The sequence below is a fragment of the Amycolatopsis suaedae genome (assembly GCF_004214935.1).
Taxonomy (GTDB): domain Bacteria; phylum Actinomycetota; class Actinomycetes; order Mycobacteriales; family Pseudonocardiaceae; genus Amycolatopsis; species Amycolatopsis suaedae.
In genome coordinates this window covers 45,830-57,824 of the sequence record NZ_SFCC01000023.1, presented here as the reverse complement: position 1 = coordinate 57,824, position 11,995 = coordinate 45,830, and the positions used below count along the sequence as shown (strand labels likewise).

General features: G+C 64.1%; 6 protein-coding genes, 2 tRNA genes and 1 pseudogene. 4 read left to right on the top strand and 5 right to left on the bottom strand.

Going from position 1 to position 11,995, the window contains the following annotated elements:
- Positions 1 to 50: 50 nt before the first annotated feature.
- Entirely contained in the window at positions 51 to 659 is a 609-nt protein-coding gene (gene orn, locus EWH70_RS33680; protein ID WP_130479638.1) for an oligoribonuclease, read from the top strand.
- A gap of 72 nt (positions 660 to 731) precedes the next feature.
- Positions 732 to 807, top strand: a tRNA-His gene (locus EWH70_RS33675).
- Positions 808 to 1,002: 195 nt separating this feature from the next.
- Here the strand turns inward: EWH70_RS33675 and EWH70_RS33670 are convergent.
- Entirely contained in the window at positions 1,003 to 2,214 is a 1,212-nt protein-coding gene (locus tag EWH70_RS33670) for a L,D-transpeptidase (protein ID WP_130479637.1), read from the bottom strand.
- 186 nt (positions 2,215 to 2,400) lie between these two features.
- On the opposite strand from EWH70_RS33670, the gene EWH70_RS33665 reads away from it, so the two are divergent.
- Positions 2,401 to 2,473, top strand: a tRNA-Lys gene (locus EWH70_RS33665).
- Between the two features lie 1,119 nt (positions 2,474 to 3,592).
- The gene (locus EWH70_RS33660) at positions 3,593 to 3,778 is read left to right on the top strand and encodes a hypothetical protein (protein WP_130479636.1); all 186 of its coding nucleotides are present in this window, start codon (positions 3,593 to 3,595) and stop codon (positions 3,776 to 3,778) included.
- 172 nt (positions 3,779 to 3,950) lie between these two features.
- Here the strand turns inward: EWH70_RS33660 and EWH70_RS36775 are convergent, their stop codons facing one another.
- From EWH70_RS36775 to EWH70_RS33645, 4 genes and pseudogenes are all read right to left on the bottom strand, one after another.
- Positions 3,951 to 4,307 (bottom strand): transposase family protein, encoded by a 357-nt coding sequence (locus EWH70_RS36775; RefSeq protein ID WP_420809118.1) that lies wholly within the window; start codon positions 4,305 to 4,307, stop codon positions 3,951 to 3,953.
- Between the two features lie 232 nt (positions 4,308 to 4,539).
- Positions 4,540 to 4,779, bottom strand: a pseudogene (locus EWH70_RS36770) (helix-turn-helix domain-containing protein); the annotation flags it as partial.
- 115 nt (positions 4,780 to 4,894) lie between these two features.
- On the bottom strand, positions 4,895 to 5,218 hold the full coding sequence (locus EWH70_RS33650; RefSeq protein ID WP_130479635.1) for a DUF695 domain-containing protein: 324 nt from the start codon (positions 5,216 to 5,218) through the stop codon (positions 4,895 to 4,897).
- A gap of 14 nt (positions 5,219 to 5,232) precedes the next feature.
- Positions 5,233 to 11,973: an RHS repeat-associated core domain-containing protein gene (locus tag EWH70_RS33645; protein ID WP_130479634.1), complete on the bottom strand. Its 6,741-nt coding sequence runs from the start codon at positions 11,971 to 11,973 to the stop codon at positions 5,233 to 5,235.
- Positions 11,974 to 11,995 lie beyond the last annotated feature (22 nt).

The following is an 11,995-nucleotide window of genomic DNA, read 5'->3' as shown; positions in this document are numbered from 1 at the left end:
TCCCGCAGGTCGCGCCCGGGAAACCGGGCGCGAAGGGTTAGGGTGCTCCGGTGACCGACCGTCTTGTGTGGATCGACTGCGAGATGACCGGGCTGGACCTGGCGAAGGACGCCCTCATCGAGATCGCGGCGCTGGTGACCGACTCCGAGCTGAACATCCTCGGTGAGGGACTCGACGTGGTGATCCACGCCGACGACACCGCGTTGAACAGCATGCCCGAGGTCGTCCGGGACATGCACGCGAAGTCCGGCCTCACCGAGGAGGTCAGGCGCTCCACCGTCACCCTGGCCGAAGCCGAGCAGCGGGTCCTCGCCTACATCCGCGAACACGTCCCCGACGCCGGCGCCGCACCGCTCGCGGGCAACTCCATCGCCACCGACCGCGGCTTCCTCGCCAGGGACATGCCCGAACTCGACGCCCACCTGCACTACCGGATGGTCGACGTCTCCTCGGTCAAAGAGCTGGTCCGCCGCTGGTACCCCCGGATCTACTACGCCAAGCCGGAGAAGGGCCTGGCCCACCGCGCGCTCGCCGACATCCGGGAGTCCATCGGTGAGCTGGACTACTACCGCCGCATCGCCTTCGTCCCCCAGCCCGGCCCGACCAGCGACGAGGCCCGCGCCGTGGCCACCGACGTGCTGCGACAGCACAGGCCATAACCCGGTTCAGCCCCCGCGCGAGGGCACGGTACGATAGCCAAGCCGAGGTGCTCCGCAGGAGCGACTCGCATGGTGGGTATAGCTCAGTTGGTAGAGCACCTGGTTGTGGTCCAGGATGTCGCGGGTTCGAGTCCCGTTACTCACCCCACGGCCCCGCCTGTTCAGGAGGCTTCGCCTCCTTTCCCTCAGGCGGGGTTTCGTCATGTCGCCGGGGGGCCGAGCCCCCCGAACCCCCCACGGTGCGAGCTTCTCGCCCTGACTGCGTGGTTGCTTTGTGTGGTGACCAGCGAAAAGGCCGCCTTCCCCTCTTGGTGAAGGCGGCCTTTCGCTGGGTCGCTTTGTGCTAGTTCTTCTTGCCGCCGGCCTTCCACTCGTCCCAGGACATCTGCCAGACGCTCCAGCCGTCACTGGCCTCGAGGGTCTGCGAGCCACCGTTCTGGACGGTGATGATGTCGCCCTTCTTCGAGTTGTCCATCATCCACTTCGCGTTCTCGGTGGAGAGGTTGATGCAGCCGTGGCTGACGTTGCGCTTGCCCTGCGACCCCACCGACCAGGGCGCCGAGTGGTAGAAGATGCCGCTGTTCGACATGCGCACCGCGTACTTCACGAACGTCCGGTACCCAGCGGCGCTGTCGGTCGGCACGCCGTAGGTGCTGGAGTCCATGGTGTAGCCGTTGTGCTCGCTCATCACGGTGTAGGTGCCGTTCGGCGTGCTGCTGGACTTCTTGCCCATCGAGATCGGGAAGTCCTGCACCTGCTGGTCGTTGACCTGCACCTTCATCCGGAAGGTCGCACCGTCGGCGACCGCCACCAGCTTGTCGCCGATGGTGATGTTCGCCGTCCGGTCCTCCTTGCCGTAGATGCCGTTGCCCAGGTTCTTGCCGTACACCGCCGCCTTGACCGACACCTTCGTGCCGCTGCGCCAGTAGTCCTTGGGCCGCCAGGTCACCGACTGGTCGCTGAACCAGTGGAACGCCCCCTCGGTCGCCGGCTCCGCTGTGATCTGCAGCGCCTTCTCCGCGGCCGCCTTGTCCGGGATCTTCATCCCGAACGTGAACACCAGCGGCATGCCGACCCCGACCGTCTCGCCGTCCTGGGCGTTGATCGACACCGTCGTCTGCTTGGCCGGCTTGGCCACGGTGGTGAACGTCGAGGTCGACGTCGCAGGCTTGCCGTCCGTGCCGACGCCGGTGGCGTTCAGCGTGTACGACTTGCCGTAGCCCAGCGGCTCGGTGGCCTGCCAGCCGGTGCCGTCCGGCTTGACCTGCCCGGCCACCACCTTGCCCTCGGCGTTGGTGAGCTTGACCTCGGTCACCTTGCCGTCGGTGGCCGCCACGGTCACCGGCTCCCCCGGACCCACCTCGGCGGCCCCCTGCGACGGGCTCAGCACCAGCTGGACGGGCTTGGGCGGGGGCGCGGGTGCCTCAGGAGCACCGCCCTGCCCGGACGCACCAGGGTCACTCGGCGACGACGTGCACCCGGCGACCACCAACGCAGCCGCCACGACCAGCAGCGACAGGCGCGAAGCAGTACGACGACCCACCCCAACCCTCATGGAGAACCGTCCATTCGTGTCAAAAATGCCCCAAGGTTGCCCATAGTGTGCCGCACGCGATCAGCTCATGTGTGCGGGACTGGTCAACTCGTGCCCGGACACCTAAGGTGACCCCCGCTCGCACAGCCCTCCGGAGGGCTGTGCTAACGTTCTTCTCGTTGGTCAGGGCGGCAAGCCCACCAATCCGCGCCATTAGCTCAATTGGCAGAGCAGCTGGCTCTTAACCAGCGGGTTCGGGGTTCGAGTCCCTGATGGCGCACAGTCTGAATCGACGCCCACCAGCGAGTCCTTGATCAAGAGGACCTTGTCGGTGGGCTTCGTTGCTTGGGGGGCCGGTATGGGGCCGAATGGGGCCGCTGCGCCTTTCCCTTTCTCACCGCTTCGGCGTCTTCCTCTTACCTATGCGTTTTCTGTGCTCGGGCGTGTGCGGCTGCTGCGACGCAAGGACCAGGCGGTGTCGTGTGCTGCCTGAAGGACCAGAGCGGCGGTGGCCTCCGCTGCGCGGTGCGCTCACCCTCGGTGTTCTGGACCCGCAGTGCGCGCAACGCCGCCCCCAGTGGGCGATCCACGGCCAGGGTTCGCACGCTGCTGCCGGTCTTCGGCGGGCAGACGACGGCCCGGCCACTGCGGTCCTGGACCTGATGTGACACCTGCAGGACGGCGGCGTCGAGACCGATATCGCACCAGCGCAGCCCAGTCACCTCGCCACGGCGCAGGCCGAGCAGCGCGACCGCCAGATACAGCGTGTAGAGCGGACGCCCACGGGTGTGGTTCAGGAACTCGGCTGTCTGCCGGGCCGTCCACACGGCCACCGGCGGCCGCCCACCCGTGGCCCGCCAGGGCACGATCCGTGCATCAGCCCACACGACCGCCCGCGGCCGCCGCGCCGGAGGCAACGGCACACTCCCAGATGCGGTTTCAGGTAGTAGTCCCGCACGTGCTGGGTGTAGAGGCGGTGGGTGTTGAAACTCAGGGTCTGTCGCATCTCCAACCAGATGTCCAGCCACTGCCCGACCGTCACCGCGCTGCGCCCGGGATCAACATCAACCCCGAGCAGGTACGCACGCGTCTGCTCCGCGGCCTTCTAGTCCGGAACCGACCCCGCCCACTGCGATGCCGCCGACCATCCCCGCCACACGGGCGACTCCAGCGAGAAATACCAACTTCCATGCCCACGGTCGGCCAGCCGAGTGCACCTCGCGCCAGGTACGGCCCTCACCCACCCGGCAACCGCACCGCTTGCGCACCGATGTCCACCTCACCACGCCCTCCTAACGAGGACAGCAGCGTGCGCCTGTTCGTCACCAACCACCACAGGCTGCCTGCGCGACAGCCCAGATGAATGACCGGCGGCCAAAGAGCCAGCCGCAGAGACAAGGTGACCGTCGAAGCGCTAACCGACATCACCGACGGAACGCCCTCGAACAAAGCCCCGCTCGCCAAATACGAAACGTCACAGTTCTACGTGTCGCCCGCCAGTGATCCCGACCTCACACAGACCGGCAGAAAGGAGCACGATCACGCGGCCACCCCGCGCATTGGCTCACCGACGCGGGCAGCGTGATCGACGATCGGAGTCGACATCGAATTCGTTGAATCCTCCGAATCCGTTATCGAGCTCAACGGAGAACCACACTCGGACTGACCGCAGTTCGTTGTCCTTCTTTTCCCACGTAAGGCTTAGGTTGACCAGCCCATCGCTATTCGAAATACGGTTCAGTATCACTGAGCCTTTTTCATCCGTGGTGTTCGAGGGTGAGGATGGCTTTGGCGAGGGTGGTGACGCGGTCGGTGCTGCAGCGGGCGCGGGTGAGGATGCGCCAGTTTTTGAGGATGGCGAAGCCATGTTCGACGAAGGCGCGTTTGGCTGCGAGGGCGGTGTTGGCGGTTGTGTAGGCGGGCCCGAGTTCTCGTTTGTCCTGATGGGGGCCTCGGTGGTTCTTGTACGGGGTGTGCACGTCGGGGCTGATGCTGTGGTAGCCGGAGTCGGCCAGCAGCAGGATCTCTGCTTGGTGGGCGAGGTCGGGGATGTCGTGGTGGCGGGCGGCGGCGGTGTCGTTGATCGCGCCGGGCAGGCCGTCGGAGATCCACAGCAGGTTGCCGTAGGGGTCGGTCAGGCCTTGTAGGTTTGATGCCGTGGTAGCGGTGTTTGCCGGAGTAGTAGGGCCTGTTCGCCCAGATCCGGTCGATCCGGATCACGGTGCCGTCGAGGATGGCGAAGTTGTGCCGGCTCCAGGCCAGTTTCCACAGCACTTCGGTCAGCGTGGGGGCCTGCTCGGCCAGCAGCTGGGTGGTTTCACGGATGTAGCGAAACGCGGTGGCCACCCCGGTACCGAACCCGGTGGCGAGGCGGGCGTAGGTATCGCCGTTGCGTAGATGGGCCAGCTCCAGCAGCGCCTGCCGGCCCGGAACCAGGCGCCGCCAGGGCGACCCGATCCGCTTCAAGTGTCCCGGATGAGCTGAGCGACATACCGCAGCGTGGTGGTGGACAAGTTGATCGACGAGGGATACAACAACACGCGAAGCTCCTGCTGGCTCCTGGGTTGATCTTGGTCGACGATCCATCTACCAGGAGCTCCGCCACGTTCACCGCACCGACACACCCACCCGCCACCCCCGATGAAAAAGGCTCACTCTGCCACAAACAAAATCCCCAATCGCCGAGCGATCTTTCATGCCGCTACAGCTCTATTATCTTCTTTGGAGCATCATCGGCCTCGCCAAGCCAGACTGTTGCATATGCAGGACGGTTTCGAAAACTCTTTATCAAAGAATCCAACAACTGCAACAATTTCGGCGCATCCGGCGAATAAAGGTACAACCTGGCCTCGCCATCGCCGAATTCGTTGCCATCAAAATACCCACCAACCCGACTTTTATCAATTAGATCAGAAATTTGATCACCTAGAGCGAAGATTGCTTCGCGCTCCTCCGCCGTACCATATTCTTCGCCAGTCAATTTGTACGTGACGACAATTGTATGAATGTCTTCTTTGTGAGCCATTTAGCAATTCCTCATTATTGTCGCCGACGCTTTCCTGGCGACTCGATCTCGTTGGCAAGGTTTCCGATTCCGCCTAGATGTTCAATCAAGTCCGCCTCGGCAGCCTCTCGATCAATTCGATCACCGCATACATGCACACAGATGACGTGCCCACCGGAGGTTCGACGCCCCTCGCGAGCATGAGTGCGCAGGCGGGTCTTGAAATCGTTCGTCTGTCCAACATAAGTCTTCCCTTTACCTATATGATGGAACGCGTATACACCCTGGTCATTGTCGCAGTTATGGTTAAGGATACCACTCGACGCAGTGCTCGCGGCCACGAAGTAGTTGTGGTTGACATTGACCGTAAGGTTGTAGACTCGCTGGAAGTCCTCCCACGTGCGGAGACCAAGCACCTGCACGTTGGCACCTTGCTCCGTCCTAAGTCGATCGCCTGGACGCAGGCTGGACGCAGGCACCCACTTGCGCAAGCCGTCAACCCAGAAGGTGTGGTCAGATGTAGCAGTCAACCTGCTTGGTGGATGTTCATCCTGAACACTTGAAACGCTGATCTCGGTCAGGCGCTTGTTGCCTTCCCCTCTAATGATCGCTACCACCTTCTGGGGCACACGATCACCAGTGTTTGGCTCGATCGCTAAGACCTGGTCGTCTAGTTTTACTTCTTCAATCGGCCGCCGTGTGCCATCCCCGAGCGTAACTAGTGTTCCCGCAATAAAGCTATTCTCGCACGAGAGGGCCGAACGGCCTTCATCAGCACGTTGTCGAGCCTGGAGCCGTTCTCTGGCCAACTCGACACTGCGCAACTGCTCCTGCGCCCGATCGCGCCTGCGGATCCAGTCGAAAGTCTTCTCGAAGGCTTCGATGATCTTTCCGACAATCTTTCCACCCTTGAAGATGAGCTTTCCCCAAGGTAGCGCAGAGGCGACAGCGACCCCGCATTTGAAGAGGTTGAAGTTCTTGAAGCAGTCGTTGATGACGTCTTCTGCGCCGATGACTTCTTGGATGATCTCGCCGCCGTGTTCGATGGCGACCTGCACCCAGCTGCGCTTGTCGGCCGCAGCGGCTTTCGCCGCCTCATATTCTGCCTGACTGAGACCTGCTTCTCTGGCGGCATCCTCGTCTGTTACGCGTTTTTTCAGATATTTGAAAGGTGGCTCAATCCAGATTCGGTATACGTAAACCTGTACGACCCAGTAACTGAAGGCGACGAGCATCATAATCGGCACAAAGAGCCCGATAATGAACAGCGACCATAGGAAGACGGTTTTCTTGACCCGTTTTTCGACGGAGATGGTCTTCCAGTAGAGGCCGCTGGGGTCGGAGTTGGTTGCTGGGGCGTTGTTGGCGTACGCGTAGCCGTTCATCTGCTGTGGGTCGTCCTGGTCCAGGACGGGGTCGGCGGAGATGAAACGGCCGGTTTTGGGGTCGTACTCGCGTGCGCCGAGGTGGGTGAGGCCTGTTTCGTCGTTGGTGCCGCCGACGAAGCCTTTGTCGTCGGGCCAGGTGGAGGGTTGCTCACCGCGCGGGTTGCCGAAGGGGTCTTGGCGGCGGCTGTGGGCCTCCAGGGTTTCGGCGTTTACGCTGATGCCCGCGGTGCCCTGGTGGTCGCCGAGCAGGTAGGAGACGCCGGCTTGCATGCCGCTGGTGCGGACGGCGACGGTGGCGTTGCCATGCTTGTAGTAGCGGCTTCCGGTGACCTGTTTGGTGGCGGTGTTGAGGCGGAGTTCCATGGCGCCGAGGTAGAGCGTGGTGACGTGGCCGGCTCGTTTGATGAGGCGGTTGCCGTCGGCGTCGTAGAGGTAGTCGGAGGTGCGGCCGTCGTGCTCGGTGACCTTGGTGTTGCGGCCGGAGCTGTCCCAGTCGAGCTTCTGAGGTGAACCTGCGACGTTGCGGCTGGTCATATTGCCGGCAGGGTCGTAGCCGTATTCGTCTTTGGCGGTGCCGTTGGGTCCGGCCTGGGTGACCGAGCGCAGGGTGTGTGGCTGGGAGCCGTCAGGACCGCCGTACTGGTAGGTGTGGGTGGTGTCGCCCTTGGCGCTGTGGTCGATCTCCTGGGTGCGGTTTCCGCCTTTGTCGTACTTGTACTCCTTCCAGAACGGAGCGGGACCGCCAAGGCCGGCGACCGTGGGTTCCTTCGTGCAGTCACCATTGGCGGGGGTGAACGCCTCGGTCATCCGTTGCAGATGGTCGTAGTCGAAGCACTGGACGTCGTTGATGGAGTCGGGCGGGGTGTCGGCGATCTTGGTGATGTTGCCGGCCGGGTCGTATGTGTAGGCCCGTTTGGCCAAGTAGGCGTTCTGTGTGGTGTTGCGCTGAACGTCGACCGATTCCAGTCGACGGGTGCCTTCTTCGTAGAAGGTCGAGGTGGTGATCGTCTTGGCGCCGGTGCCCATTGTCAGGCGCTGGCTTTCGCCGTACTTGGTGTAGAGGTGGTTGGAGACGTAGGTGCCAATGCCGAACGTGGAAGTGGGCAGGCCGAGGCTGTTGTAGCGGTGCTGGACGATCTCACCCGGCAGTCCACCGGCGCCGGGGTGTGTTTCGGACAGCACAGCCCCGGTGTGCGGGTCGTAACTGCTGCCGAACTTGTAGGTTCCCTGCAAGCCCTGCTCGGTGTCGGGAATGACGACACTGCTGCCGATGGGACGTAGAGCGTCGTCGTAGCCATCGATCTTCTTGATGTAGGGCTTGTCGCCGATCCACCGGGTGGAGGAGTCGAGCAGGCCCTTCTTCAAGGTGTCGTAGGCCCAGCTGGCGGTCTTGGCCTCGGACTGATCGGGGGCTTTGCGCTCGTACTCGGCGACCTTGCGGCCGAGCGGGTCGTATTCGGTGCGCAGCACCTGCCCTCGTGCGTCGGTCTTGGTTTGCACCCGGTCGAGCGAATCGTAGGTGTAGGTCGATGTGCCGGTGTCCGGGTCGTGGTCGGCCTTCTTGCGGCCCAGTTCGTCGTAGTCGTAGCGCCATTGGGCGCCGTCCGGACCCGTCATCGACTCCTGCAGACCGCGACTGTTGAACACGTAGCGGGTGGTGTCGAAGGCGCTGGTGGCGTCTGCGGTGTGGTGCTGGCGGCGTTCCACGATCCGGCCCTGGACGTCCTTGATGACCGTGGTCGTGGTGCCTCCGGCGGGCGGCACGACGGTGGTCCGGTCGCCGGCGTAGCTGGAGCTGGTGCGCCATTGCTCCGCGCCGAGCTTGCGATAGATCACCGCGGTCTCGCGCTGCAGGGCGTCGAACTCGGTAACGGTCTGGTTGGGCACGGCGTTGTCCAGCACGCCGAGCACGGCTTTGCTGGGTTCGTCCTGGTTGTAGTAGGCGCCGTTGACCTTGTGCTGCAGACCGCGGGTGTCGAAGAAGAAGTCGCTGACGATCCGTCCGCCGGACACGGCGGGAATCTGGTTCTGCCGTTCCCGTAACAGCCCGTCGTACAGGGTGTAGCTGGTGTTGTACCTGCCATCGTCGCGCAGTGATCTGGTGGTCACCACGGTCGGCGCGTCGATGCGATAGTCGTAGTCGACTTCGCCGTTCGGGCTCTGTCCGTCAGCTTTCGACCGGCCTGGTTTCCACATGCGGATGACGCGGCCCAGGGGGTCGTAGTCGAGATCGGCTCGTTCGCCGCTGATGCCGACTTCGGACAGGGCCTGGCCCCAGGCCGGTTCCAGTGTGGTGACTGACGGATGGCCGAGTGGGTTGGTCTTGGTGACTGTCCGGGTCGGGAACTCCGGGCCGGGGGCGTAGCTGGTGCTGACCTCGTGGTTCTCGATGTTGGTGATCTTGGTGGTCCGGCCGAGGTCGTCGTAGCTGGTGCGCTGGCTGACCTCGTACTTGCTGCCGGTCCACCGTTCGGTCAACGTCGGGTTGCCCTCTACCGGGGGTGCACCGTGCGGCAGGTCGTCGTAGGAGGTCCGTACGTCGGAGATCAGGTGCTCTGCTTGACCGGGGAAAGCGGCGCAGGGCTGCCCGATAGTGCGTACCGTGCTCGGACGGGTGAGGATCCAGGCGTTGGTGTTGTAGGCGTAGGTGGTGCGGGCGCATTTCTCGTCGCCCTGCTTGCCGATGTCACCGAGGTCCTCGATCTGGGTGGTGTTGCCGTGGTCGTCGAAGCTGTTGGTGACCTGCGTGCGGCGCCAGGTTCCGTCGCCGAGCAGTGTGCGGCCGCGGACGTCGGCGGTGTTGGTCATGTAGGCCTTGTCGTCACCGTTGGTGGCGGTGGGACCACGGATCCAGGGGTTCTTGACCGACGCGGAGACCAACTTGCCGCCCTGGTATTGGAGGCTTTCCCAGACGTAGCCGGCGAGTTGTTCGGAGTCGGTGACCTTGCCTCCTTCGGAGTTGGTCACCTGGACGGAGCGTTTGCCGTTGTTCGGCAGCCGGTCACCGTCCATTCCGCGGAGGAATCGTTCCTCGGTGACCGACTGGGTTGTGCCTGGTTCTCCGACAATGGTGCGGACGAGTTCGTAACCGCGCCATTGTGACCAGGTGCGGTACTTCATTTCGGTGAACTCGGCGTCGTCGAAGTGCCACGCCGCCTGGTCCGAGTACTCGTAGTAGGTCTTCTGCAGCGACGGGCCCGCGGTGCGGCCGTCCTGGGTGACCGCATCGACCCGGTACTTGTGGAACCAGCCCAGTTCACGTTCGTAACCGGACTCAGGCACCCACCAACTCGGGTAGCAGCGCATCGTGTTGTGTTCGGCGTTGGCGGGCATGGGCCCGCCCTTGGCGCACTGTGGGTCGGAGTACTTGACCTCGGTGATGCCCCCGGATTCACTGACGACGCCCTCGATGCGGTGCCGGGTGATGGGCGGCCGGTTGTCCGAATTGGTGTCGACGCGGTTGGGCATCGCCCGGCCGCGGAAGGTCATCTCGGGCAGGCTCGCGTTACCGCCGACGTGACCGTGGCGCGTGATGCCAGCCAACCAGAGCGCCGGGGCCAGGCCGTCGCCCTCGATGTGGGGGAACTGGTGCCGTAGCACCCAGGAGTCCACGTCGCGCCACTGTGCCGCGCCCGTGACGTCGTCGCGGCGCAGCTGGGTGAGCACCTTCACCAGCCGTTTACGCGTGAAGAAGGCGGGCGAGTTCTTGTTGTCACACTTCTCGCCTTGCTTGCAGATCACGTCGAACGGCACGTCCGGCCACGACTTGGCGGTGTCTTTGTTCAGTTGCTCCGGATTGCAGGCGAAACCAGGTTTGGGAAGGCACCGCTCGACGGTGTCGAACCACACCCGGGCCGGTGCCGGTGCGAACAGCGCGTTCGCGCGCAGGCCGTACTCGATCTTCCGCACCGAACCGCCGGAAATGTAGCGGGTCTGCTTGCTCCCGGACTCGTCGCGTCCGTAGAAGTTGAATTCGGGTTCGTAGGTGTAGGTGGTGGCGTTGCCGTTGGGGTCCACCACGTAGTCGAGGTTCCACCGGTACGCCTGATCGCACCACGAGTCGCCGAACGCGGCCTTGTTGCACGGCTCGTTGGCGTGGTTGCCGAACACCGGCACCGTGTAGGCCGAATTCGTGAGGGGATTGCCGTCCCTCCAACCAGGAAGCCGGTTGAGCCCCATGAAGTACTGCGTGCCGTCGGAGCCGGTGATCTTCCAGTACTCACCGTCGTTGTCCCCGTTGACCGCGCCGAACAGCCGCTCGATCCGCGAACCATCATCGTGCTTCGGGCGCCAAGCACCGGTCTTGGCGTCCTTGACAAGTTCCGATGAAACCCCGTTGAGACTGAGGGTCGCGTTGTCGGTCGCCCAGCACAGGTCGCCGGTCTTGCGACTTCCCTGGTTGCCGTGCAGGTCCTCCGAGCAGGACTTGTACTGACGCTCGATGAAGCCACCGGTGCTCAGGTCCCACCCGTCGCCGACGATCGAGGCCTGGTTGTTGGTAGCGCTGGTACGACCATCGACGTTGCCCGACGAATAGCCCAGGCCAAGTTTCGGTGCTGTCCCCGCTGCCGGAGGAGGAACTCGCAACGGCACCGAGTAGACGAAGTCACCGCTCGAGCTACCGGCTGACCAGCTGCCTGCCGGACTCAGGTCGGTCGCCTGGAACGATCCGCCCGCTCCACTGGGAGCGGCCGCGACCGCCAGCACCGCCGCATCGGGTCCCGCGGGCACGGTGACGTCGGCTGTCACGTCCCGTTTCGGAGTGCGGTTGTCGGTGCGCACCGGCTCGCCCTCGCGGCATTCCGGCTTCTCCGGGCTGGTGAGCACACAGGTCGGCATGCGCAGTACACGCAGGCGGGCCCCGTAGTCACCGCCGTAGGCGTGGGCGAACTTGCTGTAGTTCACCCGTACTGACACACCCGCACCCGAGGCGCCGATGGTGTCCGCGACGCTGACCAGCACCCCGTCGACCCCGGCTCGGGAGGCCAGGCCCTGGTCGAACGTGCGTACCTCGAGCTCTCCCGGCCCAGCTGTACGAGCCGTCGGAGTGGTAACCGCGATAGCCACCGGAAGGTCCCCTACGGGGCGGTAATCACCCTCACCGGGACGTTCACCGCTGACGCGAGCCTGCGCGGCGAGGGACACTCGCGCAGAGGCGGCCACCGGCCATTGCGGTGCGGGCAGATCGGTGACCGCCACAGCGTCGACCGGGTTCGGGGGCAGTGGCGCCACCGGTACGTCGTGGCCCGGCACCGAGCGTTCCGGCCGTAGCGCCGGAAGATTGGTGTAGACGGGGTCCGGAGGCTGAGCGGCGGCGACAACTGTGGTGGTCCCCACGGCCACGCCGACAAACAGGGCGAGCGCGCGCAGGACAGGTCTGACGGTCACGACAGTTCCTTCCGACTTGACC

Excerpts from the sequence above, each read along its gene's own strand:
- EWH70_RS33670 (WP_130479637.1), bottom strand. The coding sequence starts at position 2,214 with ATGAGGGTTGGGGTGGGTCGTCGTACTGCTTCGCGCCTGTCGCTGCTG.
- EWH70_RS33650 (WP_130479635.1), bottom strand. The coding sequence starts at position 5,218 with ATGGCTCACAAAGAAGACATTCATACAATTGTCGTCACGTACAAATTG.